This is a genomic window from Hamadaea flava, assembly GCF_024172085.1.
GTDB classification, from domain to species: domain Bacteria; phylum Actinomycetota; class Actinomycetes; order Mycobacteriales; family Micromonosporaceae; genus Hamadaea; species Hamadaea flava.
Window position 1 is genome coordinate 8,699,855 of sequence record NZ_JAMZDZ010000001.1, and the last position, 26,166, is coordinate 8,726,020.

At 69.1% G+C, this 26,166-nt stretch carries 25 protein-coding genes; 14 read left to right on the plus strand and 11 right to left on the minus strand.

The genetic code is table 11. The annotated features are described in order from the left end of the window. The first annotated feature begins 1 nt into the window (after position 1). Both HDA40_RS40470 and HDA40_RS40475 read left to right on the plus strand, forming a co-directional pair. Positions 2 to 883 (plus strand): hypothetical protein, encoded by an 882-nt coding sequence (locus HDA40_RS40470; RefSeq protein ID WP_253763380.1) that lies wholly within the window; start codon positions 2 to 4, stop codon positions 881 to 883. A gap of 76 nt (positions 884 to 959) precedes the next feature. Next, on the plus strand, positions 960 to 1,517 hold the full coding sequence (locus HDA40_RS40475) for a hypothetical protein (RefSeq protein WP_253763381.1): 558 nt from the start codon (positions 960 to 962) through the stop codon (positions 1,515 to 1,517). Here HDA40_RS40475 and HDA40_RS40480 read toward each other — a convergent pair. Further along, the gene (locus HDA40_RS40480; RefSeq protein WP_253763382.1) at positions 1,453 to 4,221 is read right to left on the minus strand and encodes an AfsR/SARP family transcriptional regulator; all 2,769 of its coding nucleotides are present in this window, start codon (positions 4,219 to 4,221) and stop codon (positions 1,453 to 1,455) included. The two genes, HDA40_RS40475 and HDA40_RS40480, sit on opposite strands and share 65 nt — an antisense overlap. Positions 4,222 to 4,433: 212 nt before the next feature. On the opposite strand from HDA40_RS40480, the gene HDA40_RS40485 reads away from it, so the two are divergent. Beyond that, on the plus strand, positions 4,434 to 5,138 hold the full coding sequence (locus HDA40_RS40485; RefSeq protein ID WP_253763383.1) for a hypothetical protein: 705 nt from the start codon (positions 4,434 to 4,436) through the stop codon (positions 5,136 to 5,138). 83 nt (positions 5,139 to 5,221) lie between these two features. On the opposite strand, the gene HDA40_RS40490 is transcribed toward HDA40_RS40485, so the two are convergent. Then, on the minus strand, positions 5,222 to 5,620 hold the full coding sequence (locus HDA40_RS40490; protein ID WP_253763384.1) for a nuclear transport factor 2 family protein: 399 nt from the start codon (positions 5,618 to 5,620) through the stop codon (positions 5,222 to 5,224). A 90-nt stretch (positions 5,621 to 5,710) separates the two neighbouring features. Here HDA40_RS40490 and HDA40_RS40495 point away from each other — a divergent pair, with 90 nt between their 5' ends. After that, a complete protein-coding gene (locus HDA40_RS40495) occupies positions 5,711 to 6,292 on the plus strand; it encodes a TetR/AcrR family transcriptional regulator (protein ID WP_253763385.1) in 582 nt (193 codons plus the stop codon). Between the two features lie 115 nt (positions 6,293 to 6,407). On the opposite strand, the gene HDA40_RS40500 is transcribed toward HDA40_RS40495, so the two are convergent. From HDA40_RS40500 to HDA40_RS40520, 5 genes are all read right to left on the minus strand, one after another. After that, positions 6,408 to 6,935, minus strand: a complete 528-nt coding sequence (locus tag HDA40_RS40500; RefSeq protein ID WP_253763386.1) for a hypothetical protein — start codon at positions 6,933 to 6,935, stop codon at positions 6,408 to 6,410. A 95-nt stretch (positions 6,936 to 7,030) separates the two neighbouring features. After that, positions 7,031 to 7,996: a GlxA family transcriptional regulator gene (locus tag HDA40_RS40505; protein ID WP_253763387.1), complete on the minus strand. Its 966-nt coding sequence runs from the start codon at positions 7,994 to 7,996 to the stop codon at positions 7,031 to 7,033. A gap of 48 nt (positions 7,997 to 8,044) precedes the next feature. Further along, the gene (locus HDA40_RS40510) at positions 8,045 to 8,698 is read right to left on the minus strand and encodes a response regulator (RefSeq protein WP_253763388.1); all 654 of its coding nucleotides are present in this window, start codon (positions 8,696 to 8,698) and stop codon (positions 8,045 to 8,047) included. Beyond that, complete coding sequence (locus HDA40_RS40515; RefSeq protein WP_253763389.1) at positions 8,695 to 9,795, minus strand: sensor histidine kinase; 1,101 nt, start codon at positions 9,793 to 9,795, stop codon at positions 8,695 to 8,697. The genes HDA40_RS40510 and HDA40_RS40515 overlap by 4 nt, the downstream gene beginning before the upstream one ends. 132 nt (positions 9,796 to 9,927) lie before the next feature. Further along, a complete protein-coding gene (locus HDA40_RS40520; RefSeq protein ID WP_253763390.1) occupies positions 9,928 to 10,308 on the minus strand; it encodes a hypothetical protein in 381 nt (126 codons plus the stop codon). Positions 10,309 to 10,971: 663 nt separating this feature from the next. Between HDA40_RS40520 and HDA40_RS40525 the strand changes: the two genes are divergently transcribed. Next, complete coding sequence (locus tag HDA40_RS40525; RefSeq protein WP_253763391.1) at positions 10,972 to 12,603, plus strand: putative bifunctional diguanylate cyclase/phosphodiesterase; 1,632 nt, start codon at positions 10,972 to 10,974, stop codon at positions 12,601 to 12,603. Positions 12,604 to 12,674: 71 nt separating this feature from the next. Then, complete coding sequence (locus HDA40_RS40530; protein WP_253763392.1) at positions 12,675 to 14,093, plus strand: S41 family peptidase; 1,419 nt, start codon at positions 12,675 to 12,677, stop codon at positions 14,091 to 14,093. A 211-nt stretch (positions 14,094 to 14,304) separates the two neighbouring features. On the opposite strand, the gene HDA40_RS40535 is transcribed toward HDA40_RS40530, so the two are convergent. From HDA40_RS40535 to HDA40_RS40550, 4 genes are all read right to left on the minus strand, one after another. Further along, positions 14,305 to 15,027, minus strand: a complete 723-nt coding sequence (locus tag HDA40_RS40535) for an MgtC/SapB family protein (protein ID WP_253763393.1) — start codon at positions 15,025 to 15,027, stop codon at positions 14,305 to 14,307. Positions 15,028 to 15,103: 76 nt separating this feature from the next. Further along, a complete protein-coding gene (locus HDA40_RS40540) occupies positions 15,104 to 15,478 on the minus strand; it encodes an NAD(P)-dependent oxidoreductase (protein ID WP_253763394.1) in 375 nt (124 codons plus the stop codon). 64 nt (positions 15,479 to 15,542) lie between these two features. Continuing rightward, complete coding sequence (locus tag HDA40_RS40545) at positions 15,543 to 16,325, minus strand: DeoR/GlpR family DNA-binding transcription regulator (RefSeq protein ID WP_253763395.1); 783 nt, start codon at positions 16,323 to 16,325, stop codon at positions 15,543 to 15,545. Between the two features lie 139 nt (positions 16,326 to 16,464). Next, positions 16,465 to 17,964 carry an FGGY-family carbohydrate kinase gene (locus HDA40_RS40550; protein ID WP_253763396.1) on the minus strand — a complete coding sequence of 500 codons (1,500 nt, stop codon included), beginning with the start codon at positions 17,962 to 17,964 and terminating at the stop codon, positions 16,465 to 16,467. A gap of 201 nt (positions 17,965 to 18,165) precedes the next feature. On the opposite strand from HDA40_RS40550, the gene HDA40_RS40555 reads away from it, so the two are divergent. The 8 genes from HDA40_RS40555 to HDA40_RS40590 all read left to right on the plus strand — a co-directional run bounded on the left by HDA40_RS40555 (position 18,166) and on the right by HDA40_RS40590 (position 26,164). Continuing rightward, complete coding sequence (locus tag HDA40_RS40555; RefSeq protein WP_253763397.1) at positions 18,166 to 19,170, plus strand: inorganic phosphate transporter; 1,005 nt, start codon at positions 18,166 to 18,168, stop codon at positions 19,168 to 19,170. A gap of 170 nt (positions 19,171 to 19,340) precedes the next feature. Further along, a complete protein-coding gene (locus HDA40_RS40560; protein WP_253763398.1) occupies positions 19,341 to 19,772 on the plus strand; it encodes a hypothetical protein in 432 nt (143 codons plus the stop codon). 241 nt (positions 19,773 to 20,013) lie between these two features. Beyond that, a complete protein-coding gene (locus HDA40_RS40565; protein ID WP_253763399.1) occupies positions 20,014 to 21,354 on the plus strand; it encodes an ABC transporter substrate-binding protein in 1,341 nt (446 codons plus the stop codon). A 14-nt stretch (positions 21,355 to 21,368) separates the two neighbouring features. Then, complete coding sequence (locus tag HDA40_RS40570; protein ID WP_253763400.1) at positions 21,369 to 22,058, plus strand: glycerophosphodiester phosphodiesterase; 690 nt, start codon at positions 21,369 to 21,371, stop codon at positions 22,056 to 22,058. Continuing rightward, positions 22,055 to 22,870: an inositol monophosphatase family protein gene (locus HDA40_RS40575; RefSeq protein WP_253763401.1), complete on the plus strand. Its 816-nt coding sequence runs from the start codon at positions 22,055 to 22,057 to the stop codon at positions 22,868 to 22,870. The genes HDA40_RS40570 and HDA40_RS40575 overlap by 4 nt, the downstream gene beginning before the upstream one ends. After that, the gene (locus tag HDA40_RS40580) at positions 22,867 to 23,814 is read left to right on the plus strand and encodes a carbohydrate ABC transporter permease (protein ID WP_253763402.1); all 948 of its coding nucleotides are present in this window, start codon (positions 22,867 to 22,869) and stop codon (positions 23,812 to 23,814) included. Before HDA40_RS40575 ends, HDA40_RS40580 begins: the two co-directional genes overlap by 4 nt. Further along, on the plus strand, positions 23,811 to 24,626 hold the full coding sequence (locus tag HDA40_RS40585) for a carbohydrate ABC transporter permease (protein WP_253763403.1): 816 nt from the start codon (positions 23,811 to 23,813) through the stop codon (positions 24,624 to 24,626). The genes HDA40_RS40580 and HDA40_RS40585 overlap by 4 nt, the downstream gene beginning before the upstream one ends. Further along, positions 24,623 to 26,164: a metallophosphoesterase family protein gene (locus HDA40_RS40590; protein ID WP_253763404.1), complete on the plus strand. Its 1,542-nt coding sequence runs from the start codon at positions 24,623 to 24,625 to the stop codon at positions 26,162 to 26,164. The genes HDA40_RS40585 and HDA40_RS40590 overlap by 4 nt, the downstream gene beginning before the upstream one ends. Positions 26,165 to 26,166 lie beyond the last annotated feature (2 nt).

Here is a 26,166-nt window from a genome sequence, read left to right on the forward strand (position 1 = left end):
CATGAACCAATTCGCTAAGCGCGTCGCAGTCGTCGTCGCCCTGACAGTTGCCAGTCTCACGGTCGCGGCCGTCCCCTCGAGCGCCGTCGGGGATGGCACGAGGCTGACGATCGAGGATCGGCCCGGTGCCCCCGGGCAGGTGCTGCGGGAGATCGAGCGGTTGGCCGGGCAGCCACTGGGCGACCTGGACCAGGTCATCGCGGTGGACACCGGTGGCCGGCTGCTCACCGTCGACCAGCTGGAGGCGGTCGTCGCGGGGAAGGAGGTCGAGGGCGTACAGGTGCGGGGCACCATGCCCGGCCGCCCGGAGATGCTCGACACCACGCTGGCCGACCTCGCCGACGGCGAGTTCGACGGCCGCGAGAGTGGCGACGGTGCATCCACCGTGCTGTTCGCGACCTCCGTCCCGGAGGGCCGCGACTGGTGCCTGACCATGTGCATCGCCAGGGGCCATTCCGTGCGCGAGTGCATGCTGGCTCGGTTGGGCGGTGACGGCTGGCTGACCCTGACGATGGCCGGCACCACCACGTTGGGGGGCGTGAAGGCGGGCCTCGAGAAGGCGGGCCAGATGTCCTCGCTCACCTTGGCGCGAGTGGACACCTATGTCGGCGACGAGGAGCCATCGGAGCAGGACCTCCAGGACCTCGCGGCGGGGCGGGATGTCGGCTCGCTGCGCCGGGCCGCCACCGTCGAAGCACCCAGCCCTGACTGGGCGCTCGACGAAGTGGCCGGGAAATCCGGCGTCGCGTACGCGAAGACGACGGTGATCGTGATCGAGTCCGACTGGCCCTTGCTCGGCCACATCCTGATCGCCTGTCACTCCACGGACGGCGGGAAGCACTACCGGTGCCTCGTGCGGGCGTTCGGCGGGAACCAGGGCTAGCCGTCCAGGTGGAGGGCTCTCCAGTCGGGGAGCCCTCCAGCGGTTTCAGCGCCGATTCAGCGCGGGGTGCCAAGGTGTGCCCGACGAACCGGACCTGATGAAGGAGGAGTCCACGGTGAAACTGACCAGGGTGCTGGCCGTGCTGGCGATGGTGTTCGCCGGGCTGGCGGGCCCCGCGACGGCGCAGGCGACCGAACCTGCGCCCGGCGGGACACCGGACCCCGCGACCTTGAGGTACATCTGCGCCTTGTTCGCGGGCGAGTATCACGAGACAGATCCGCTCACGTATGCCTGCCAGATCGGCGACGAGGAGATCCTCTGCGCGGTGGCACGCGAGGAAGCGGGCAAGGACCCGGGCGGTAGGGACGCCGAGGAACCGCCGGCGGTGCGCTGCGGGTACGAGGTGAGCGCGCGCATGTGGCCGTCGCCGCTGAGAGACCGCTGCGACATGGCGGGCGGCACGTGGAACCAGGACCCCAGGGCCATCGTCGGTGCCTGCGAGTTCAAGGACATCCGAGTTTTCGTGCTATGCCCGGACGAACCGTGGCCCTCGGATTCGACCGTCTGCTCTATCGGCTCCGATCAGCCGATGTCCGTAGTCGAGCCCGAACCTTCGCGGAGTCCGGATGTCTGAGTAGTTCGAGGATCTCCAAAGCCTGTTTCCAGGCCACCTGGGCGGCGCCGTCATCGCCAGTGGCGTGATAGGTGTCGCCCAGGTGCTTGAGCGTGTCGGCTTCGTAGTACCGGTCGTCCAGCTCGCGGAACAGCTCCAGCGCCCGCTGGAAGTGCTCGATGGCAAGATCGTGATCGCCGAGGTGGTGGTAGATGTAGCCGAGGCTGTCCGACGTCCCGGCTTGAAACGTGAGGTCGCCCAGTTCGCGCATGCGGGTCAAGGCCAGCTCGCACCTGGGGCGGGCGCGGGCGAAGTCGCCTCCCAATGCGTACGCCCAGCCTAGGGAATTGAGCGCCCGCGCGGCCATCATCGATTGCCCGGCGAGGCGATACAGCCGCAGCGCCTGCCGCGCGTGGCCGACCGCCTGCTGGTGCTCGCCCTGGCGGTTGGACAGCCACCCCATCTGGTACTGGACCTTCGCCTGGTCGCCGAGGTCGCCGAGGGACGCGTACAGGTCGAACGCCTGCGCCAGTTGGGTTTGGGCCGCGTCATAGCGCGCCATCCGGGCGTACGCGGTCGCCAGGTAGAAGTGGGCGTTGGCCTGTGCGGCCCGCGCTCCGAGGCACTTCGCGCTCTCGATCGCCGCCTGCTGATTGGCCACCTGGTCGCCCCAGTGACCGCCGCGGTCGAGGTGGTCCAGGGTCGCCCAGGCAAGCCGCCACACGTACTCGTGGTATTCGAGCGCGGCGGCGCGTTTGATCAGGCCCAATAGGACGGCGCGTTCGGCGGTGAGCCACGAAGCGGCCTCTTCCCGGCTGCTCAAGCGTTCCGGCGTCGCATCCGGGCCCGGCGGCGGCACGACCGGCGGTTCACGCTGCGGGTTGAGCAGCAGAGCGGCCGACATCGCGGTGTGCAGGTAGTGATCGAGCAGGCGAGGGAAGCCGTCCTCGTCGCGCCCGAGATCGGCGGCGTAGGTCCACAGCAGATCGTGCAGTCCATAGCGCTCGGGGCTGGATTCGGTCAGCAGATTCGCCCGGACCAGCTCGGCCAGCTTCTGCTGGACGTCGGCCGCCGGCAGGGCGGTCAGGCTGGCGGCGGCCGCTACGGTGAAGTCGGGGCCGGGATGCTGCCCCAAGAGGCGGAAAACCCTTGCGGCAGCAGGGCTCAGCGCATGATAGGACCACGAGAAGATGGACCGGATGTCGGTGCCGGAGTCCAGGTTCCGCAGCGCGTCGAGGGTGCCGAACGACTTCCGCAGCTCCGCTGCGACGCCGCGTACCGGCAGGTGTGGCCGGGTGACACAGCTCGCGGCGGCCAGCGCCAGAGCCAGCGGCAGCCGGGCGCAACACGTGATGATCTCCTGGATCGCCGCCTCCTCCGCGGCCACGCGATCCTTGCCGATCCGGCGCGTCAACAAGTCACGTGCCTCGTCGTCGGTGAGGGGCTCCAGGATGACCGGCTGCGCGCCCTCCACCGTGACGAGGGCGGTGAGCTGGTAGCGGCTGGTCACCGCGACCGCGCAGCCGGGCGTTCCCGGCAGCAGCGGCCGCACCTGTTCGGCGTCGCGCGCGTTGTCGAGAACCACCAGAATCCGTTTGTCGGCAAGGACGCTGCGATAGAGGGCGGCCAGCGCATCGATCTCCGCCGGGATCTTCTCCAGCGGTACGCCGAAAGCGTCCAGGAACGCCCGAAGAACCGTCGCGGGCTCGGTGACCGAACCGCTCCGGTCGAAGCCGCGCAGATCCGCGTACAGCTGGCCGTCCGGGAATCCGTGGCGCGCGGAGTGCGCCCAGTGCACCGCGAGGGTCGTCTTGCCGACGCCCGCCGTGCCCGAGACGATCGCGATGCACACGTTCTCCGTACGCCGTGCCATCACCTCGTCGAGCCGTTTCAGCTCGTCGCGCCGAGCCGCGAAGGCCGCGGTCGCCAACGGCAACTGCGCCGGTACGCGAACCGTGGGCGCGACGATCAACGGCTGGCTCGGCGCGTCCAGCGCGCTGTCCTGACGCAGGATCGAGGCTTCCAGGTCGCGCAGGCCCTGCCCCGGATCGATGCCCAGCTCGTCGGCGAGGGTCCGCTTCAACCGCTGGTATCGCGCGAGCGACTCGGCCTGTCGGCCGGCGCGGTAGAGCGCGAGCATCAGCTGCCGATGCAGGTCTTCGTCGAACGGGCGCGCGGCCACCAACTGCTCCAGCTCCGGGACGAGCTGGGCGTGCTCGCCCAGGGCAAGCCGAGCGTCGACGAGTGTGCGGATCGCCTCGAACTGGGTCTGGCCCAGCCGCTGGGCCTGCTCGCCCAGCCACCGCAGCTCGGCTACGTCGGCCAACGCCGGCCCCCGCCACAGTGCGAGCGCGGCGTCCAGATGGGTGACCGCCTCCTGCGGACTGGCTGCCTGCCGGCCTTGGCAGATCAGCCTTTCCGCCTCCTCGACGTCGGTGGACAGGTCCGCGGTACGCAGGAGATAGCCGGGCGGCTTGGCGACGATGGCGTTTTTGGAGCCGAGCAGGTCTCGCAGGTAGGAGATGTTGCGCTGCAACGTGTTCGTCGCCGTGGCCGGCGGTTCGGCGTCCCAGACGACGTCGATGAGCTGGTCGATGCTGACGGTCCGGCCGGGGTTGAGGCCGAGGACGGCGAGCACGGCGCGGCGGCGCAGCCCGGGCACCGCCGTGACCGTGCCGTCGGCGGAAGCAACCTCGATCGGGCCGAGAAGCCTCACCTGCGTCATGGTCACAGTCTGCCCATCTCCACCACGCGTCACCTCATGCGTGGTCGAAATCGGACAGTTCGGTTTTTGAGCAAGCATGTTGTGACGCACGGTGAACGGCGGCCTGGAGGAGGCGGTTTCAGCGCCGCTTCAGCCCAGCGCCAACCTCGGCTGCCACAGTCCTCAGCGCCAACGCATTGGACATCTCCATGGGAGGAAGCATGGCGCAACGGATGCTCAGCAGGGCCCTGGCCGTGGGCGTGATCGCGAGCGCGATCCTGTCGGCCGCCGGTTCGGCGTACGCACAGGACGACAAGCCGTCCGACCCGAAGAAGGGCTGCGTGATCGAGTACGTCGACGACAACGGCAAGACGATCGGCAAGAAGACCGTGCCGCACGGCACCAAGCTCGGCGGCGGAGTGTTCACCTGCAACAACGGGGAGTGGGAATTCTTCTGGATCCCCTTCGAGACGGTGGTCTCCGGGACCGCCGACACCGTCGTCGTCGACGTGAAGGAGCAGGTCAAGGACGTCCTGGGGGTCCAGGTGGACACCCGCGAGGGCCAGCTCCAGGTGCGGGAGATGCTCAGCGCCGTCGAATACCTGTACGGGGAGCGGGCCGACGAGCCTGGCGGTGCGCTCGTGCTGGACACCGCCGGTCGCGAGGACGACCTCACCGCCGACGACCTCACGGCGCTGTTCGACGGCGGTGAGGTGACCGGAGTCCGTGTCCTCGCCGCCGCGAAGCCCGGCCTCGAGACCACGCTCGGTGAGCTGGGTGAGCTCGGTGGTGGCGACGACGGCACCGGCGTGATGGCGCGCAAGGTCGCCATCCAGCTCTATGGCTCCAGGTACTGGTTCGTCGGCACCATCAACTGCAAGAAGCTGCCCAACGGCAATCAGAGCTGCGTGATCGACGGCAGTATCGTCAAGCGCTGACGCGGATGCGGCTGTTCGCGGTGACACTCGCCCGTGTCACCGCGAGCAGCGGCCTCAGGCGGCCGCCGACGTCTGGTGAGGCGTCACGAGCCGTCGAGGGCGCGGGTCAGTTGGCGAGACCGGGTCATCCGGCCGTCGGGCGTGAAGCTGGCGAACATGAACACCTCGGTGTCGATACGCCGGCCTTTGCCGCTGACGACGCGCAGGGTGAAGCGGGTGGCGACGGTGTCACCAGATGCGACCGCCTCGTGGACCTCGACGCTGAACCGGCCCCCGGTCAGCGTCTTGCGCGCTGGTCTCATGTGGGCCAGCAGCTTGTCCCAGTCGAGGTGGATGCCGTCGCTGATCTGGACGATGTCGGGGGCGAAGAACCGGGCCATCGCCTCGGCCGTGTCGGTGTCCGCTAGAACGACCTGCTCGGTGAGGCCGGTGAAGAAGTCGGCGACGAACCGTTCCGGGCTGTCGGTGACATGTGCAGTCATGGCGTGCTCCTCACATTCGGCCATTTCCTTGACATGGTTGTAAGATATGTGAGGAGGATAGATCTGACAACCGTGTAAAGGATGTGGCTGATGTCTCCGGCTCCTGCTGGCGGGCGACGTCGCGCTGACGCTGAACGCAGTCGCACCGCGATCCTCGACGCGGCCATCCACCTGCTCGCCCGCCAGCCCGACGCCGGCATGGCCGCGATCGCCACGGCCGCCGGCGTGACCCGGCAGACCGTCTACGCGCACTTCGCGTCGCGGGACCTGCTGCTCATCGCCGTCGTCGACCGGATCAGCGAACAGGCCACCGTCGCGATGGACGCCGCCGATCTCGATCACGGCCCGGCGATCGCCGCGCTGCTGCGGCTCCAGGACATCTCCTGGCAGCTGTACCGGGCACACCCCGTGCTGGCCGACGCCGCCCGGCCGGCCGTGTCGGGCGAACACGACCGACGGCGTCACCACGACGTCCAGCACCGGTTGACCCAGCTCATCCAGCGCGGACAGGCGTCCGGCGAAATCGACCCGAATCAGCCCGCCGAGTGGCTGGTGAACGCCCTCATCGCACTCGGTCACGCCGCCGGTGACCAGGTGGCAGTCGAACACATGAGCATCCGCCAGGCTGCCCAGCTGCTGCGAACGGCGACCCTGCGGCTGCTCGCCCCGTAAGAGGCCCCGCAAACCGGGTTCAAGCTGAGAACGAGTCGGTATGATGCCAGGTTCCAGCTACCGTCGGAATCACGCACGACCGTTTGTCCGATGGGGAGCCGAGCCGGCTCGGCCGTCAGGCGACGAGCGCGACCACGATCGCTCCCACGCCCAGCGGCACGTCGAGCAGCACGCAGAACTCGGCCAATGACCGCGGCACGACCTGGTTGCGCCGATAGTGGACGACATCCCAGGCGGCGTGAGCGGCCAGGGCGATGCCGCCGAGCATCAGGCCGAGGCGAGGCGCCAGCAGCAGCGCGGTCACCGCGACACCGCCGTAGCCGACCAGGGCGACGGCCTGCCAGGTCAGCGCCGGTCGCGGAACACCCGCGACCAAGCCCACCCCCACCAGCACGAGCGCCACGGCGCCGACACCGGCCCACCAGGGGAATCCGGCCGCTTCGGTCACGACGACCACCGCGCTGCCGCCCGCGATCCCGGCCCAGGCCACCCACGGCCGTGCCAAGGCCGCCGCGCCCAGATAGCAGAGCGCCGCGACAGTCAGGGTGATCGCGACGGTCTCCGGCTGCACGCCCGTCGCGAGCTGAAACCCCGCGGCGGCCAGGCCGGCCACGCTCGGCCAGCGATGTCCGATGATCTTCATGGCCGCCACGGTGGCACCGGTCCGTGGGGCACGTCGAGCCGCGCGCCACGAGATGTCCGGAATATTGGTACGCGTGGCGGCGTACCCGTCGTCGGTCAGCCAGTGGTGGTCTGCGTCGCCCGGAACGCCGCCGGGGTGGTGCCGTAGCGCTGGGCGAACGCCAGCCGCAGCGTTTCGGCCGACCCGAAGCCACATCGGCGGGCGACGGCGGCCAACGGCAACTCGGTCGACGTGAGCAGGTTGGCGGCTGCCTCGATGCGGACCTGTCGCACATAACGGCCGGGGGTCTGTCCAAGGTGCTCGACGAACAGGCGCGCCAGATGACGTTCGCTGACGCCCGCGTACGCCGCCAGCGTGGCGCTGGACAGGTCGCCGTCCAGGCCGCTCGCCACATGATCGGCCAACCGGCGTACCACATCGTGACCGGGCGGCGGCGCGGCGGTGAAGATGCTCATCTGGGCCTGATTGCCCGGACGCTGCAAGTACGTGACCAGATGGCGCGACACGGTCCGCGCCACGTCGGGGCCGTGGTCCTCCTCGATGAACGCCAGCGTCAGGTCGAGCGCGCTGGTCACTCCGGCGGCGGTGCACACGTCCCCGTCGCGGATGTAGATCGGATCAGGGTCGACCGTGACCGTCGGAAAGCGTGCGGCGAGCTGTGCGGCGAAACCCCAATGGGTCGTGGCTTTCCGCCCGTCGAGCAGCCCGGCGGCGGCCAGCACGTGAGCGCCGGTGCACACCGACGCCACCCGCTTGCTCAGCTTGGCCAGTCGGCGTACATGCCCGACCAGCCGAGTGTCGGCGGCCGCGCGCTCATGCCCGAGGCCACCGCTGACGATCAGCGTGTGCACCGGCCCGACCAGCCGCTCCAGCGGTTGCTGCCCGGTCAGGGCGAGGCCCGAGTGCAACTCGATGGGCCGCCCGGCCGGCGTGGCGATCAGCTGCCGATACGGGATGCGAGCGCCCAGCTGGTTGGCCATGCCGAGGGTGGTGGTCACACACGCGATGTCGAGCAGTTCCGCGTGGTCGTACGCGACCGTGACGACGACGCGTTCCTTCACGAGCCCGATGGTACGCAGCGCGCACCTCAGCACCCGATGGCACGGGCGCTACTTGGCCAACCCCGACTGGTACGCGAAGACGACGAGTTGTGCCCGGTCGCGGGCGCCGAGCTTGACCATCGCCCGGCTGACGTGGGTGCGTGCGGTCGCGGGGCTGATCACGAGCCGTTCGGCGATCTCGTCGTTGCTCAGACCTTCGGCCACCAGACTGACCGTCTCGCGTTCCCGGTTGGTGAGGTTGTCCAGAGCCGGATGCGGGATGCCGGTACGGGGCACGGCGGTCACGAACTCGCGTACGAGTCTGCGGGTGACGGAGGGCGACAGGAGAGCGTCACCCTGGGCGACAGATCGGATGGCGTTGAGCAGGTCGGCGGGTTTCGTGTCCTTGAGGAGAAAGCCGCTGGCCCCGTGGCGCAGGGCGTCGAAGATGTACTGGTCGTGTTCGAACGTCGTGAGGACGATGACTTTGGTGGCCGCCAGCGCCGGATCCGAGGTGATCCGCTGGGTCGCGACGAGTCCGTCGACGCCGGGCATGCGGATGTCCATCAGGATGACGTCGGGCCGTTCCCGGCGAGCGGCGGCGACGGCGGCCAGACCGTCCACGGCCTCACCGGCGCACACCATGCCGTCCTCGCTGTCGATCAGCGTACGCAAGCCGAGGCGGACGAGATCCTGATCGTCGGCGAGGAGAATCCTGATCAAGTTCGGTCTCCGGTGGGAAGGTGGGCCCGGACCTCGAAGCAGCCGTGCGGTTGATGCCCCGCGGTGAATTGTCCGCCCAGCGCCTGGACGCGGGCGCGCATGCCCGCCGTGCCGAGCCCGCCTTGGGTCGGAGCGGTTTCGGTGACCGGGTTGGCGATGGTGATGAGCACCCCGTCGGTCTCGTGTCGAATGTCGACGCTGGCATGCCGGGCTCCGCTGTGGCGCAGCACGTTGGTCAACGACTCCTGCACGATTCGGTAGCCTGCCAGGTCGACGTCGATGGGCAGCGCGGCCGGTGCTTGCCCGACGATCCGCAGGCGTACGTGCACGCCGGCGTCGGCCATGCGCTTGAGCAGGTCGTCAAGACGGGCGAGGCTGGCCACCGGTGTGCGTGGCGCGTCAGCGCCGGTCAGGCGGACCGGCGCCAGCGTCGCCCGTAGCTCATCCAGGGCCTCGCCGCTGGTGCGGCTGATGGCAAGCAGGGCCGGCTCCGCCTGTCCTGGCTGTTTGGCGAGTACATGCAGGGCGATGTCGGCCTGCATCTTGATCGCGGCGAGCCCATGGCCCACGATGTCGTGGACCTCCTGGGCGACCCGCAGGCGCTCGTCGTCGACGCTCTGGCGGATCGCCTCCGTTCTGGCCCGGAGCGCCGCCTCGTGCCGCAGCCGGAGGGTGAAACCCAGCGCGAAGGGTACGACGACCCACGTGGACACAGGGATGAGTCCGAGCATGCCGAGCGCGGTGTCGCGGATGAACAAGTGGACGAGCAGGAGCAGCAGTGCGGCCAGACAGACCGGCGCCGACCGGACCGGGGGAGCGTGGCGTGCCGCGGTGTACGCGGCGATCATGAAGGTGATCAATATCGGCCCGTAGGCATAGCCGATGATCAGATAGGCGCACGTGCAGATCGACACGGCAGCGAGCACCTGCAGCGGCCATCGGCGACGCAGGGCGAGCATTGCGGCAGCCGTCGCCACGAGCGCGTAGGCCCGCCCGTCGGTGGTCTCGCCTTCGGCGTACGCCGTGCCGAAGAGCCCGAAGACGACGAGCACGGCAGCCAGGACGCCGTCCCCCAGCTGGGAATTGGTGATCTTCATGGATGTCGGGCCTCCCACCGTGCTCATACTCGCACGCTCGCCGGCCTTCGCCGACGCCGTCTGGCGGGCCTTGATCCTCCGTGGTCGGCGGCGCGGGTGCCTGCCTGCCACCAGGTGCCGGTCGTACGCCGCTCAGCGGATCCCGGCGTGCTCTCGGTACGCGGCTGCGGTCGCGGCCACCCCGGCGAGGAAGGCGGTGATCACGCCGACCAGCTGGACGGCCTGGCCGACGGCGATGGGCACCCCGGCGTCACCGGACAGGTTGCTGAGCCCGCTGGGGCTGATCAAGAAACCGACCGTGACGAACAGCCCCAGCCCGGCGCCCAGGCCCGGAGCCCAGCGCCACCGGGCCAGTGACACGAATATGGCACCCGCCAACAGGATGATCATTCCCGGTGGGACGGCGAACGGGAACGTGACCCCCGCTGCCCAGAGAGTCGCGATCCCGGCGGCGCCGACGACCAGACCGCCGACCGTCGCCACCCGGGTAGGCGTCCACGCTGCTGTGCTCATTCGTCGCATGCCGCCAGAATCGCCGAGAACGGCCGTATCGACATCCTGCGAGCAGCGGCCGCAGAACTACGTAATCGGTCGTATCAGACTGGGCGCACTACGCTCCGCGGCGTACTCGGATGCTGGCTCGAAGGCGGGGGAGCGGGATTACAATTGAGTAACTAAGGCCAATATGTCTGATTATGCTGTTTGGGCAATGGTGTCCGAGTTCCGTGACGTTCGGCGACATCGATGGTCTGGATTTCCAAGACGCTTGGGGTACGAAGGTCGTCCGGTGCGCCCGGTGATCAGCGCCAGCGTGGGCGAGTGCAGCAGATTGGGCCGACCGTATTCATGCTGCTGTTGGCGGGGTCGGCTGGGCTGCTCATGGCGTGGGCGGTCCCTGCGACGCTAAGGCTGCTGCCGGACGCTCCCGCCGGCTTCTGGTCGCTGAGCCTGCTGGCCGTCCTGGTCGACGTTCCGGTGGGTGCGCTGGCTCGACGGGCTCGCGTCGCTCCGCACGCGACTCTGTCCGCCTGCTTCACACTCGTGATCTTCGTGCTGTGGGGCGCCGCGCCGGCCATCGTCGTCCAAGCGGTCGCCGGCACCGTGTCGGCGCTGAGCCGACGGCTGCCGCTCGGTCGCGCGGTCTTCCTGACAGCCCGGCTCGTCGTCGCGCTCGCGGTGGCGGAACTGGCGATCGCCTTGCTGGGCGGTCGGCCGATATCGCATCCGGGCGTCGACGTGACCGGGCGCGACGTGCTGGGCCTGGTGCCGGCGATAGCGGTATGGGCGACGATCACGTTGGGGCTCATATTGGTGGGTCGGCGGATATCCACCATCGATGTATCCCGTTTCACGCCGTCGAGTCTGCGCGGTGATCTGCTGGGGGCCGTCGCCGCGATGGTGCTCGTCTCGCCGTTACTGACCGTCGTGCCGGGATGGTGGAGCCTCGCGGTGGCGCTGCCGTTGCTCGCCCTCAATCAGATCTGGCGTGATCAAGCCCGATCGAGGCAACGGTTTCAGCGAGAGCCGGTCACTGGTCTGCTCGACCGGAGTGGCCTCCAGGTCGGCTTGGCGTCACTGACCGAGAGTGACGTGATCAGGGCGCACCCACGACCTTTGGCGATCGTGTTCATCAATATCGAGGCCGTCCTGGAGGTGAGCCGCAGTCTCGGCCGCAGCATGTACGAGCAGGTCGTCGCGGTGGCCGCGCGGCGCCTGCGGCACGTCTTCGGCGATGACCGGGTCGGCCGGCTCGCGGGTGAAGGGTTCGTCATCCTCCTGCCCGACGCGTCCAGGCAGCGAGCGCGGGAGATCGCCGCGAATGCGGTGCGGCTCCTCGACGACCCCGTCGAACTCGACGGCATACCGTTCGACCTCCACCCGGTCGCAGGCATCGCCATGTCCCCCGAGCACGGTCGCGATCTGGCGACTCTGGTGGAGAACGCCGAGCTGGCAATGGTCGATGCGCGTAACACCGGCAGACCCACGGAGATGTATCGGGCCACGGCGTCCGACGTCACCCAGCACCGGCTGGACATCTTGACCGCCATGGGTGACGCGCTTCGCCGGCCGGCGGGGCACAGCGAGGTCGTCATGGTGTACCAGCCTCAGGTGGACCTCGCCACGCGACGGCCTGTGGGGGTCGAGGCGCTGGTCCGGTGGACCCACCCCGAATGGGGACCCGTACCCGCCGACGAACTCATCGCCGCTATCGAGTCCAGCCACATCATGCACATGCTGACCAGCCACGTCGTGCACCACGTGGCCGGTCAGCTCGCGGCATGGAACGACATCGGCGTCGTGACCCGCGCGTCGGTCAACGTCAGTGTCAACGACCTGCGCGATGACGGCCTACTGCGCGCGCTCCAAACGGCAGTGGCCGCCACCGGCATCCATCCGCGCCAGTTGATGGTGGAGATCACCGAAGGCGCTCTGGCAACGGACCTGTCGAGGATCACCCAAGCCGCTCGCGCCATCACGGACGCGGGATTCGCCCTGTCGCTCGACGATTTCGGCACCGGCTACGCATCGGTCCAGCAACTACGCCGTCTTCCCCTCAGCGAGATCAAGATCGATCGGTCCTTCGTCAGTGATTTCCTGTCCAATCGCGCCAGTCAGGCGATCGTCCACAGCGTTCACGGGATCGGTCGGACGATGGGGATCGTCGTCGTGGCTGAAGGCATCGAGGACGACGCGACCACGCAGGCTTTGTCACAGCTGCCGGGCATCATCGGGCAAGGCTGGTACTTGGGCGAGCCGATGCTCCCGGCGGACTTCGTTGAATGGTGGCGCAAGCATGTCCGCGATTAACGCCTAGGCAACACCGGACTCGATCTACTTCGGACGTACGCCGGTCGGCGTGCCGGACCGAAGGAGAACGGATGAAGGTCAGGTTCTCGGCGCTCGCCGCCGGGTTGGTCGTCGCACTCGGATACAGCCTGCTCGGCGGAAGCGGACCGCTTGGAGCGACGGCGGCGAGCGCAGGCTCTCCGGCACCATGCGGGCCCGCCTCCGACGGACCGGCCCCGCCGGCCACGGCCACCACGCTCACGACGCTGCGGCAGGCATACGAGTGCATCTTCGCCCGGTACTACGCCGGTTCGATCTTGGACGATCGCACGCTGCTGACCGCCGCGTTCGCGGCGTTCACCCAGGAGTTGCAGAGCCGAGGTCTCGACCGGGCGGCGGCCACTCTGCCCCGGCTGAGCGGACATCGTGACCGGGATTGGAACGCCTTCGCCACGGTGTACGCGAGGGTGCTGGCGACGTTGCCCGACGATGCCGGCCTGCGACAGGCCCTCGCGGCCGCCACGATGCAGGGCATGATCACCGCCCTGAACGACAACCACAACGCGTGGATCGTCCAGCAGACGCCGCCGAGCGTACGCCTGGGTCTGGGGATCGCCGTCACCACCGAAGGCCGGGCGACGCCCAACATCCGCGACGCGAGCGGCCCCATCTACCTGCGGGCCGTCCAGCCCGGATCGGCCGCCGACAAGGCCGGACTGCGACCCGGTGACATCATCGAGGCCGTCAACGGCGTGCCCCTGTTCGTCGCCGGCATGCTTTCCCCGGGCGTCCTTGGCCTGCTCCAGCCGCAGTCCGCGGACGAGACGATCCGGATCACGATCCGCCGGCCGGCCACGGACACCACCATGACGGTCGCCCTCCACGAAGAAGTTCTGCCGATCGCGCAACCGCCGGCGGTGTCGGCCCGGGTCCTGCCCGGCGGGATCGTGTACGCCGTCCTGCCGACGTTCAGCCCAGGCGTGGCAGCCAAGGTGCTCGGCAAGATCGCCGAGCTGCGGCAGGACGATCGGATCCGCGGGGTCGTCCTCGATCTGCGTGGCAACGGCGGTGGACGCGACGAGGAGGTCGCCAAGCTGCTCAGCGCGCTCGTGCACGGCAAGATCTACAGCTGGGACTGCGACGTCCGCGACCACTGCACACCGCACCGCACCGACGACTCGACGCCCCTGCTGAAGATGCCGGTGACGCTGCTCACCGACGGATGGTGCGCATCGGCGTGCGACGCCTTCAGCGGCGCCGTTCGGGATCTCCAGCTCGGCAAGCTGGTGGGCGCCCGCACCGCCGGCATGGTCTCGGGCATGCCGAGCGCGTACGCCTTGGACGACAACAGCGTGCTGCTCCTGACGCCACTGCACCACCGGTCGGCCAACGGCGAGATCATCAACGGCATCGGCGTGGCGGTCGACTACCCGGCCCCGATGACGGCAGCCGACCTGTCGGCCGGCCGCGATCCCGCACTGGACAAGGCTTTGGCCTTGATGACGATCTGATCGAGGCATTCGGCACTCAGAAGCCGCCGCCGCGCGCGGCCACGGCACGGTCACGACGACGCTGACCGTGCTGTGACCGTTCCTCCCGTAGAACAGACCCGGCGTCCGCGAGTGGTTGATGGGAGGGGTGCCGAACCCGCGTGCGGTGCTGCCATCGCAGCCCGGTCGCCCGGGCGTACGCATCATGAGCGACGGCGTTCCGGCGCAGACGTTACGTCGGGACTTCGTCGGACGCGTCGTTCCTGAGCGAAATGAGCCCGTCGAGACCGGCGAGCGTGGTGGTCAGGTCATCGATGGAGCGGCTTCCCGCGAGGGACATCGACACGGATACGGTGTCATCGGCTTCGCCTGCCCGGCCGTGTTGTTCGATCGTCATTTCGTGCACGGAGAAGCCACGTGCCGTGCAGGCGGCCAGAGCGTTGCGGAGGACGCCGTGACCATCGTGATAGGACAGGCTGAGCCGGATGGGGGCGTATTTCGATCGGGGGAGCCGGGCAGCCAGCGGTGTGTAGGCGATCGTCACCAGAAAGTGGCCGGCGGTCACGAGGACCGCGATGGGCCACAACCCCGCTCCGGCCGCCATCCCGATCGCGGCGGTGAGCCAGATCGTCGCCGCAGTGGTCAGGCCGCGTACTGCGTCACCGCGGATGAAGATCAGGCCGCCGCCGATGAAACCGATGCCGGAGACGATCTGGGCCGCGATCCGGGAAGGGTCGAGAGCGACATGATCGCCGAAGACGTCCCCGAAGCCGAATTTGGACACCAGCATGATGAGCGCCGAGGCGATTCCGACGAGGGTGTGGGTTCGCAGCCCCGCGCTTTTCTGACGGATCTCGCGTTCGAGCCCGATGGCGGTCGACAGGACCAGCGCAACGGCCAGGTCTGCGGTCTGCGTCCAGCTGTGGCCGCCCAGGGCGGCGATCGTCTGCGTCATCGCAGCCCACGGATGGTGTCGGCGGTCGGTCGTCGGGTGGTGCCGACGCGGTGCGAGGGGCGGGGGTGGTCAGCGTTCACGGGCGCGACGCCAGCCACGTGACGAAGGCGTCTGCTGCCAGCCCGGCCGCTCGTTCGGCGGTCTGGACGGTCGCGCCGGCCAGATGCGGCGTGACAACGATGTTGGGTGCCGCGCGCAGTGGCGAGTAGGCCGGCAGCGGCTCGGTGTCGAAGACGTCGAAGGCGGCAGCACGCAGGTGCCCGGCGGTGAGCTCGTCCTCGATGTCGGAGGCTTCGTCGACTTCGGCCACGGGACCGAACGGCGTGTGCGGCCAGGGTCCGGTGTGGGTGCGCACGTCGAGTTCGCCGAGCCGGTCGCGGCGGGCGTCGAGGGCGGCGGTGACGAGGTCGGGGGTGACGAAATGATCGCCGGCGACGAGTACGCGGGTCATGCGGAGCTCCTGCAGGTGGTGCGAGCGTGGTCGAGGGTGGCCGACCACGTGGGGGATCGGTGGGCTAGGCGATCTCATATCGCACGCCGTTCTCCCGCATCTCCACGAGGGATTCGGGGGAGGCCTGGGTGTCGGTGATGATCAGATCGATGTCGGACAGGGGAGCGAGACGGTGCAGGGCGACGCGGCCCATCTTGGTGTGATCGGCCATCAGCACGGTGCGCTGTGCCGCACGGATCATCGCTCGTTTGACCAGGACGATCTCCTGCTCCTGGTGATACGTGTAGCTGCCGGAGATCGCCGAGGTGGAGGCGAACAGCATGTCGACGCGCAGCGCTTCGATGGCGTCGACGCACGGTACGCCGAGGAACGAGTCGTGGGTCGGGAAGTAGTCGCCGCCGAGCGCGAGCAGCCGGATGCCGCGGATCGTGCTGAGCAGCTTGATGGTCTCCAGGAAGTTGGTCATCACGGTGAGGGGGGCCGCGTCCTCCAGCAGCCGGGCCAGCTCCAGCGTCGTGGTGGAGTCGTCGAGCATGATCGCCATGCCGGGCTCGATCAGCTGGCGGGCCTTGTGCGCGATGGCGATCTTCTCGGCCCGGGCCGCACGTAGCCGATAGGAGACGTTGCTTTCGAAGACGCTGGACGGCTGCGCGCTGACGCCGCCGCGGTGTTTTCTGACCACGCCCTGCCGTTCCAGCTCGTCCAGGTCACGGTGGATGGTCATCAGGCTGACGTGGAACAGGTCGGCCAGATCGGTGGCGGAGACGGAGCCGTGCTGCATCACATGTTCGAAGATCTCCGCCTGACGCTGGGCTGGGCGGCTGCGGTCGGTCGGTTCGCTCGTCATGACTGCCATCTTCCTATTCGTACCCTTCATGACCAGCCGTTGCAGGCCGGCAGACAGGACGGCGTGCCGTCGTCGGCCAGACCCAGGACGACCGTGCCGGTGGGGGCCAACGTGCAGTGCCGGGCGAGGACGACAGTCTTCACGCGCTCTCCAGCGCGTGCCGGGCCAGATCTTCGTCGATCCAGCCCCGGGCGGTCAGCGCGTCGACGAATGCCGCGTACGCGGAGAGGAACCGATCGCCGGCGGTCGGGCGAGGCGGTATCGGGGTGCCCCGCCGGATCATGCGGTGGGCGGTGTCGCTGAGCAGTCCGTCGCCGGCGGCGGCGAGCACGGCCATGCCGAAGGCCGGTTCGGTGGTGGCGGGCAGTTCGAGGGTGACGCCGAGGATGTCGGCGCGGAGCTGATTCCAGTAGCGGCTACGGGTCGCTCCGCCGGTGATGTAGTGCCGCCCGCCCACGGTCGCCCCGAGCCTGCTCAGGTGGGCATAGATCAGCTTCTCGACGTAGGCGACGGCCTGCAGGGTGGCGGCGTACCGATCGTCGTCGTCGGTGAAGCGTCCAGACTCGAAGGCCGTCGCGTCGGGGCGCAGGAACGGGAACCGTTCGCCGTGTCCTGCCAGGGGATACAGGACACCGCCGGCGGGCTCGAATCGGGCTGCTGCGGCATCGCGTACGTCGTGGTCGGCACCGGGGAACCAGCGTTCGAGCACGCCCGCGCCGACGCTGGAGGCGCCGCCCGGCAGCCAGCCGTGGTCGGGATGGCGATGGTTGTACACGACCCCCGCCGGGTCGTCGACCGGCTGGTCGGTGACGCCCTTGACGACCAGCGTCGTGCCGAGGACCGAGTTCCACGAGCCGGACGCGAGGGCGCCTGCGGCGATCTGGGCCGCGCAGCCGTCGGTCATCCCGGCGCGGATCGGGGTTCCGGCGGCGAATCCGGTGTGCTCGGCGCCGTACGCGCTGACCCGGGCGATGGTGCTGCCGGGCCGCACGACCTCGGGCAGCGCCCGGTCGGGCAGGCCGAGGTATTCCATCGGCGCGACCAGCCAGGCTTGCTTGCCCGCGTCGTAGCCGGTCTTCAGAGCGTGGCTCCAGTCGGTGTCGACCCGGTGTCCGGCCAGACGTTCGGCGAGGTGATCGCCGCAGTGCCGGAGCCCCAGCCGCCCGCTGGCCAGTCCCTGACGCAGTTCTGGCGGCCCGTGCTGGATCAGCCAGGCGAGGCGGGGGAGCGGCCAGGTCGGCTGGGCCGGATGGTCCAGGGCGCGCCAGCGGTCGGCGTCGAAGCCGGCAGCGGCTCGTGCGTCGTCATACATCAGCCCCGGCGTCTGTGCGTGTCCGGTGTCGTCGGCGAGCAGGAAGGTGCCGGAGGTGGCGCAGATGGCGATGGCACGCACCCGCCGGTCCGGCTGCGTTCCAGTCGATTCCGCGTCGCGCAGCGCTTGGCGGCTTGCCACACCTAGCACCCGCCACCACTGCTCGGGGTCTTGTTCATGCCGGTCGCCGACTCGGACGCTGCTCAGCGGTCCTGCTCCTCGACCGACGACGGTGCCGTGCTCGTCGGACAGCACGACGCGAAGGCTCTGTGTCCCGACGTCGACGCCGGCCCAGAGATCGGTGCCGGTCGGATGCTCTGTTCCCATGCGCGCCGCAGCTTCCCGTTCCTGTGAAGTGAACACTTGCGGGCGTTATGATAACATCGACTTAACGTTCGTGCTAGCCGAGCGGTTCTCGATTCCCCTCTCTTACTGGGGTTATGTGGCCGCTCGGCGGTCGGCTGCCAGTGCACGACATTCCCTCGAATGCCACATATGTCGATGAAATCTTCACATCTCGGAGGTCTCGTGTCGCTTGCTTCCGCGGCCGTCCTTGGCATCGCCGCGCTGTTCGCGACCTTCACCGGCTTCAACGACGCGGGTGTCGTGGTAGGCGTCGGTGTCGGTATCCGAGGACTGCGTCCCTCGGCCGCGTTGATGCTGCTCACCGTGGCCGTGATCGCGACACCGGTCCTCGTCGGAACGGCGGTCGCCAGCACACTGGACAGCCGGCTCGTCCCGTCCGGCGCCGCCGGCGGTTCAGCCCGTGCCCAGGTCCTGTGCGGCATCGTCGCGGCGGTCGCCGTGACGGTGTCGCTCGCGGCCCGCCGCCTGCCCACCAGCCTGACGCTCGCGCTCATCGGCGGTATCACCGGAGCCGGCCTGGGCGGGCGGCTGATGGGAAGCGCGGCGGCCGCCGTCGACTGGGCCGTGGTGGCCCGGGTGCTCGGCGCAGCGGCAGTGGCGCCGCTGGTAGGGGCAGCCGTAGCGCTGATCGCCGGACGTCTGCTGGCGGCCCTGCCGCCGACCGCGCGCGACCGAGGCGGTGCCGGGCGCCGCCTGCGATGGCTGCACCTGGGCGGATTCGGGGCGATCTGCCTGGCATACGGCGCGAACGACGGGCAGAAGATGATCGCGGTGTTCGCGGTGCTGCTCGGTGGCGGACCGGACCGGTACGCGCGTTCGCCACTGGTCGCGGCCGTGATCGCAGCGTGCTTCCTGATCGGTGGCGCGCTTGGCCTCCGTCGATTGGGGCCGCTGGGTGGCGGGCTGGCGGTGGCCCGTCAGGACGGTGTCGTGCTGACCGAATTGTCCAGCGCCAGCGTCGTTCTGGGCACCGCGGCCGTCGGCGCTCCGGTGAGCATGACGCAGTCGATGTCCGGCGCCCTGGTGGGAGCCGGGCTCTCCCGAGGTGCGAGGAGAGTTCGATGGTTGAAGGTCCTGGGTCTGGGCCGGGCGTGGATGCTGACGCTGCCCGTGGCCTTCCTGGCCGGTGGTGTGGGCGCGGCGCTCGTGGCGTCGGCGGTGTCCTGAGCCGGGTGCCGGGGCTGGTCAGGGAACTGTCCTCAGGCAACGACCGGTCGTTGTCGACCACGTGAGTGCGCAGATCAGCTGTGCCGCCCGTGGGGTCGTGCTGGCCCGCCGGCTCGTCGACGGCCAGCTGCCGCCGGCCGTGGCCCGGCAGCTCGTCGCAGAGATCGAGCATGAGGGCGACGGCCCGCCGTGGGGACCTGATCGGACGGCTGCGCCGCAGCGCGACCTCGCCAGTGGACCGTGAGGATCTGTTCCGGCTTTCCCGCAGCGTCGACGACGTGCTCGACGCGGTACGCGACTTCGTGCGCGAGTTCGACCTGTTCGGCGAACTGCCACAGCCCGTGTACGGGCCGGTGCTAGATCGGCTCGCCGACGCGCTGAGCCGGCTGGACGTGGCGGTGGGACTGTTGGCGACCGGGCCGCGGGACGCGGCGCTCGCGGCGGTGGCCGCCAAGAAGCCGGGCGTGCGGGCGGCCTACCAGCTGGCTGTCTCGGACTTGCCGGCCGAGCCTGTCCCAGGGCGCGACCTCGTGACGATCCTGCTGTTGGGCCGCCTCGACCTGGCCGGCCGGCGTCTGGCGACGCATTGGCCGATGGCGTGATGAAGCGCTTCCAGTGATGTGAAATTCGCGCAATCTATGTGCACTCTTCGCTGTCGAAGAGTGATCTTGCCTAGCGTGAAACGGCCCGATAACGTCGCTTCACCTCGGCTTTCTGTTTCGACCATGGTCCGCGATGATGAAACTCTTGTGAAAACAACGTCCTGGATGTTAAATCTCACATGTGCCGCTCATGTCGGCCGCAACCCCTCACCGCGGCCCAGTGGCTTATCTGGAGGAATCAATGTTGAGTAGACGCCACCTCGCCGCAGCACTGGCCGCGGTGACCGTGTTCGGCCTGAGCGCGTGCGGCGACGGCGACGGCGCCGCCGCCGACGGGCAGCAGACCGTGACCTTCTGGCACTCCATGGCCGGCGCCAACGGCGAGGCCGTCGCCTACCTGGTCGACCAGTTCAACCAGCAGCACACCGGCAAGATCAAGGTCGAGGCGACGTATCAGGGCAAGTACAACGACTCACTCACCAAGCTCAAGGCGTCGGTGCAGTCGCGGCAGACGCCGAACCTGGTGCAGGTCTTCGAGATCGGCACTCAGCTCATGGTGGACACCAAGGCCACCGTGCCGTTCGCCGAGATGGCTTCCCAGGCCGGCATCGCCACCGACACGATCGAGCCGGGCATCGCCAAGTACTACACGATCGGCGGCAAGCTGCAGTCGCTGCCGTTCAACGCCTCGGCACCCATGCTGTTCTACAACAAGACCGCGTTCAAGAACGCCGGCCTGGACCCCGCCAAGCCGCCGACCACCATGAGCGAGCTGGCCGAGGCGGCCAAGAAGCTGACCGTGAGCTCCGGTGGCAAGGTCACGCAGTACGGCGTGGTGGCCTCCATCGACGGCTGGCTGGTGGAGCAGATGCTCGCCGCCGGCGGCGTGCAGTACTGCGACCAGGACAACGGCCGGTCCGGCCGGTCGACCTCGGTGAGCTGGAACAACGATCAGCTCCGCAGCGTGGTCACCACTTGGGCGGGGCTGGTCAAGGACAGCAACCTGCTCAACGTCGGGCGTAACAACACCGACGCGTCGGCGGCGTTCCAGGCCGGCCGCGCCGCGATGCTGCCGTTCACCTCCGCCAACCTGCGCGACATCATCAAGGGCGCCAAGTTCGAGGTCGGTGTCGCCAACTACATCCGGCCCGACGGCACCCAGCCCAGCGGCGTGTTCAACGGCGGCGCGTCGATCTGGACGATGGCCGGGCACCCGAAGGCGCAGCAGTCCGCAGCCGGCGAGTTCCTCAAGTACCTCGCCTCGCCCGAAGCGCAGGGCTACTGGGCCGCGCACACCGGATACATCCCGGTGGTGACGACGGCCGCGCAGACCAAGGAATTCACCGACGTCCTGGCCACCTATCCGGACTTCGCCAAGCCCGGAGCCGAACTGCGTGACGCCGCCGCCACCCCGCCCAGCAGCGGCTGCCTCATGGGCGTCATGCCGCAGGCGCGGGACAAGATGAACGACGTCATCGAGTCCGTGATTCTCGGCAAGTCCACCGCCGACAAGGCGATCACCGACGCCCAGAGCTCCATGTCCGATGTGATCGCGGCGTACAACAAGTCCGTCGGCAGCTGAAGGAGCACCTCACCGTGACGACACTCGTCGGACACCGGGGCGCTCCCACGCTCCGGACGGAAAACACCCTCCCCTCCCTGCGGCTGGCGAGCGATCTCGGCGCCGACGCCGTGGAGTTCGACGTCCGCTCCAGCAGCGACGGCACGCCGATCCTGCTGCACGACCGGACCCTCGAACGCTTCTGGGGCGTGCCCCGTACGCCCGGCGAGCTGACCCTCGACGAGCTGCAGCGCCTGCGTACCGGTGATCCCGACGAGCGCATCCCCACGCTCGCCGAGGTCGCCGAGACCGTGCCGATCCGGCTGGTCGTCGACAACAAGGAGCCGGCGCTGGTACCTGCCGTCGCCGCCACGCTGTGGGCGGTGGGCGCACTGGACAGGTCGGTCTTCATCGGCGAATGGCAGGTGCTCACGGTTGTCCGCGAGCGCCTGCCCGAGGCGGAGATCGTGCTGTCCTGGGTCGGCCCGGACCTGCCGCCCGACGATCTGTTGCAGTCGGTTAGGCCGCAGGCGCTCAACCTGCGTTTCGACAGCCTCACCGAACAGTCCGTCCACCACGCCGCCGACCTCGGGTATCGCATGTGGACCTATTGCGTGGACGACCCGGCCGCCACCAAGCGGGCGCTGGCCTGGGACGTCGAAGGTCTCATCAGCAATGACCTGGCCGCGGTGCGGCCGACCCTGACGAATGCGAACCGATCATGAGCAATCTCCAGGAACTGCACGACTTCGCCGTGGACCTGGCCCGAACGGCGATGGCGACGATGGCCGCCAGCAAGCCGCAGCCGGACGACGCCGCGACCAAGAAGGACCCCGCGGACTGGGTGACACCCTTCGACCAGGCGATCGAGCGCCACACCCGGAGTGAGATCGCCCGCCGCTACCCGCAGCATCGCGTGATCGGCGAGGAGTACGGCGCCGCCGACAGCCCTTCGACGGGAACCTTCACGTGGTACGTCGACCCGATCGACGGCACCACCAACTTCGTCCACGGCCTGCCATGGGCATCGTTCAGCCTGGCCGGCTACGACGAGCACGGCGTAGCCGTCGGCGTCGTCGCGGACGCCGCCCGCGCCGAGGTTCTCAGCGCCGTGCGAGGCGGCGGCGCGTGGATCAACGGCGAGCCGGCCCGATGCGGATCAGCCACCGGCCTGGCGGGCGGCATCCTGCTCACCGAGTGGTCGGGCAATCAGCCGTGGCCGGGCATGTTCGACGTGCTGACACAGGTCGCGGCCCGCTTCGGGGCGACCCGCATCATGGGCTCCTGCGCCCTGGCCCTGGCCAGCGTCGGCGTCGGCCGGGCGGCCGGGGCGCTGCTGCCGGGCCGGTACAACTTGTGGGACGTCGCTGCCGGAGCGCTGATCGCCCGCGAAGGCGGAGCCCACGTCTCCGCCAAGGACGGCGTGGACGAAGGCGTACCGGCCGACGGCGTACTGGCCGCTGTTCCCGGTGCCGCTGACGAGATCCTCGGGCTGTGGCGCGCCGCAGCCCCAGCGGCGGCAGTCGGTGCGTCATGACCACGGTGGTGGAAAGAACGGCACCGGCGATCGCCGGAGCGCTGCCCGGACGGCGGCGACCGCGGTACCGGCCGGCTGAGATCGCGATCGCCGCGGCGTTCCTCGTGCCGTCCACGATCGTCTTCGCGTTGTTCGTCTTCTACCCGCTGGGTCGCACGATCTGGCTGAGCGTGCACGGCAGCGACATCTTCGGCAACGCCACGAACTTCGTCGGCTTCGAGCGGTACGCCGATTTCCTGAGCGATCCGAAGCTGCGCGGCGTGCTGCCGGTCACGGTGCTGTTCGCGGTCTGCACGGTGGTGCCGACCGTGGTCATCGGGCTCGCGCTGGCGGTGGCGTTGCAGGCCAAGGTCAAAGGGGTCGGCTTCTTCCGCACTCTGATGGCCACGCCGTTCGCGTTCTCGGCGGCGTCGGCCGCCGTGGTCTTCGACGCCTTCTACAGCCCGAGCCTGGGCGTGTTCAACGGCATCCTCAGCCATCTCGGCCTGTCCGGAGTGGACTGGCTGACCAACCCCGCGACCGCCCTGCCGAGCGTCGCCGCGGTGTCGGTGTGGCGGGACCTCGGCTACGCCGTGCTGGTGTTCTCCGCCGGACTTCAGGCCATCCCGGAGGAGTTGCTGGAGGCCGCCCGGCTGGACGGCGCCGGCCGATGGCGCATCCTGCGCGGCATCATCCTGCCGCTGCTCACGCCGACCATCTTCTTCATGCTCGTCGTCTCGACGATCGGCTCACTGCAGACCTTCGGCGAGATCAACATCATGACGGGCGGTGGACCCGACGGTGCGACCACCACGCTGGTCTACGGCCTGTACAAGTCGGCCTTCGCCTTCGGCGCCTCCGACTTCGGCCTGGCCTCCGTGCAAGGCGTCGTGCTCCTGCTCCTGGTCATGTCCATCACCGCCATCCAGTTCCGCGTGCTGCAACGGAAGGTGTTCTACTCGTGATCCGGCTGCGCCGCGCCGGTACCGTCGCCGGCCTCGTCGTCCTCGTCGCCATGGTGGTCTTCCCGCTGTACTACGCGGTGGCCGGCTCGGTGATGAGCCGCGACGACCTCACACGGTTCCCGCCCGCTCTGTTCCCGACCAGCCTGCACGCGAGCAGCTTCGCCGACGTGCTGCACGCGATCCCGCTGGGACGCCAGTACGCCAACAGCATCCTGGTGTCGCTGGCGATCGTGGCCGGCGTACTGGTCACCTCGGTGCTGTCGGGCTATGTCTTCGCCTTCCTGAACTTCCCGCTCAAGAAGCTCGCGTTCGGCATGTTCCTGGCGACCATGGCGGTACCCGCCGAGTCCATGATCATTCCGAACTATCTGACGATGGCCGACTGGGGCCTGATGAACACCTTCCCGGCGCTGTTCCTGCCCTTCCTCGCGGCCGGCTTCGGCACCTTCCTCATGCGACAGTTCTTCCTGAGCTTCCCCCGCGAGGTGTGGGAGGCGGCCAAAGTCGAAGGCTGCGGGCACCTGCGGTTCCTGTGGAAGATCCTCGTGCCGTTGTCCCGTCCGGCCCTGGGCACGCTGGCGATCCACGCGTTCATCAGCAGCTACAACCACTACTTCTGGCCGCTGCTGGTGACCAGCACCCCGAAGATGCAGACCCTGCAGATCGGCCTGGCGCAGCTCAACTCCGTGGAGGAGCGGGCACCCGATGTCATCTTCGCGGGCGTCGTGCTCGCCATCATCCCGATGCTGATCATGATCTATCTGTTCCAGCGCCATATCGTGCGCGGGCTGACCGCAGGAGCGGTGCGATGACCGTCGAACGTACACTGGCCGTCGGCGACGTCGCCGGCAACGGCACGGCCGCGCCCTACCATCGGCTGCGATCCGCCCCCGGTGAGGTCCACTCCACGCGGACCGACTTCGTGCCCGGACCGGCGCCGAGCGGCGGCAGTACCGTCATCGCCACTCTCGGCCACTTGACCGACCTGCACATCGTCGACCCAGGCACGCCCGCGCGGCTGGACTTCGCGATGCGTACGGGTGCCGGCGCGGACGGCTGGGGCGGCCTGGTGGACTGGGTGTTCCGGCCTCACGAGGCGCTTGCCCCGCACGCGGCCGCGGCGATGATCCAGACGCTGGCCGGCCTCGACCTCGACGTCTGCGTCGTCACCGGCGACAACATCGACAACGCCCAGACCAACGAACTGTCGGCGTATCTCGCGCTGCTCGACGGCGGCCGGGTCGAGCTGAGCCCGCACGGCTACCACGGGCCGCAACGCCTGGACTGGGCCGACCCCTGGTATTGGCAGCCAGACCCCGGCGACGACCGGTACAAGCAGTTGTGGGGCTATCCCACCCATCCGGGTCTGCTGGAGGCTGCCACCACCGCGTTCACCGTACCGGGTCTGGGCCATCCGTGGCTGGCCTGCCTGGGCAACCACGATCTGCTCGTCGGCGGCTCCGCCGCGACCGGACCAGGGCGAGCCACGCTCGCCGCACTGGCGACCGGCGACGGCAAACCGATCGCGTTGCCCGATCCCGAGACACGGCAGGCCCTGCAACAGTTCCTCGCCGATCCGATGACGCTGCTGTCCGGTCCCACCCGGACGGTGCCGGCCGTGCCCGGCCGCGCGTTCGCCTCGGCGGCCGATTTCGTGCTCGCTCACCGGCATCCCGACGCAAGGCCGACCGGGCACGGCTTCACCGCCGCCAACGAACGCGACGGCACCGCCTACTACAGCTACGACCCCGTGCCGGGGCTGCGGATCGTCGTGCTCAACACCGACAATCCGCACGGGCACTGGGACGGCAGCATCGACAAGCCGCAACTGGACTGGCTCGCCGACCAGCTCCGAGCCCAAGGCCCGGACGATCCGCTGATCGTGCTCGCCTCGCATCACGCCACCAGCTCGCTGCGCAACGGCTACGGGGTCTGCCCGGACCATCCCGGCGAGCGCGCGTACGCCGATGAGCTGCTGCGGCTGGCGGTGGGCTGCCGCAACGTGATCCTGTGGCTCAACGGCCACCACCACGCCAACCGGATCGTCGCCCACCATCGCGGCGACGGCGGCGGCTTCTACGAGGTGACGACCGCGGCGATCGCCGACTGGCCGGTGCAGGCCCGGACCCTGCAGATCGCCCGGGAACGCGACGGCGGCGTCTGCATCACCAGCACCCTGATCGACCACGTGGCGCCCGCCGTCCCCGGCGCGGACCGCTACACGTCGAATTGGCTGGCCTCGCTGCACCGCGAGCTGGCCTACAACGACGCCGTCCGCGCCGGGCGTACCGGTGCGGTCGGTGGCGCCCTGGACCGCAACGTCCGGCTGCGCCTTCCCGCACGTTCCTGAGG

Bases quoted from the DNA above. Each gene is read 5' to 3' on its own strand.
- HDA40_RS40470 (WP_253763380.1), top strand. From the start codon at position 2: ATGAACCAATTCGCTAAGCGCGTCGCAGTCGTCGTCGCCCTGACAGTT.
- HDA40_RS40480 (WP_253763382.1), bottom strand. From the start codon at position 4,221: ATGACGCAGGTGAGGCTTCTCGGCCCGATCGAGGTTGCTTCCGCCGAC.
- HDA40_RS40485 (WP_253763383.1), top strand. From the start codon at position 4,434: ATGCTCAGCAGGGCCCTGGCCGTGGGCGTGATCGCGAGCGCGATCCTG.
- HDA40_RS40490 (WP_253763384.1), bottom strand. From the start codon at position 5,620: ATGACTGCACATGTCACCGACAGCCCGGAACGGTTCGTCGCCGACTTC.
- HDA40_RS40495 (WP_253763385.1), top strand. From the start codon at position 5,711: ATGTCTCCGGCTCCTGCTGGCGGGCGACGTCGCGCTGACGCTGAACGC.
- HDA40_RS40500 (WP_253763386.1), bottom strand. From the start codon at position 6,935: ATGAAGATCATCGGACATCGCTGGCCGAGCGTGGCCGGCCTGGCCGCC.
- HDA40_RS40515 (WP_253763389.1), bottom strand. From the start codon at position 9,795: ATGAAGATCACCAATTCCCAGCTGGGGGACGGCGTCCTGGCTGCCGTG.
- HDA40_RS40520 (WP_253763390.1), bottom strand. From the start codon at position 10,308: ATGAGCACAGCAGCGTGGACGCCTACCCGGGTGGCGACGGTCGGCGGT.
- HDA40_RS40530 (WP_253763392.1), top strand. From the start codon at position 12,675: ATGAAGGTCAGGTTCTCGGCGCTCGCCGCCGGGTTGGTCGTCGCACTC.
- HDA40_RS40535 (WP_253763393.1), bottom strand. From the start codon at position 15,027: ATGACGCAGACGATCGCCGCCCTGGGCGGCCACAGCTGGACGCAGACC.
- HDA40_RS40540 (WP_253763394.1), bottom strand. From the start codon at position 15,478: ATGACCCGCGTACTCGTCGCCGGCGATCATTTCGTCACCCCCGACCTC.
- HDA40_RS40545 (WP_253763395.1), bottom strand. From the start codon at position 16,325: ATGACGAGCGAACCGACCGACCGCAGCCGCCCAGCCCAGCGTCAGGCG.
- HDA40_RS40550 (WP_253763396.1), bottom strand. From the start codon at position 17,964: ATGGGAACAGAGCATCCGACCGGCACCGATCTCTGGGCCGGCGTCGAC.
- HDA40_RS40560 (WP_253763398.1), top strand. From the start codon at position 19,341: ATGAGGGCGACGGCCCGCCGTGGGGACCTGATCGGACGGCTGCGCCGC.
- HDA40_RS40565 (WP_253763399.1), top strand. From the start codon at position 20,014: ATGTTGAGTAGACGCCACCTCGCCGCAGCACTGGCCGCGGTGACCGTG.
- HDA40_RS40575 (WP_253763401.1), top strand. From the start codon at position 22,055: ATGAGCAATCTCCAGGAACTGCACGACTTCGCCGTGGACCTGGCCCGA.
- HDA40_RS40580 (WP_253763402.1), top strand. From the start codon at position 22,867: ATGACCACGGTGGTGGAAAGAACGGCACCGGCGATCGCCGGAGCGCTG.
- HDA40_RS40590 (WP_253763404.1), top strand. From the start codon at position 24,623: ATGACCGTCGAACGTACACTGGCCGTCGGCGACGTCGCCGGCAACGGC.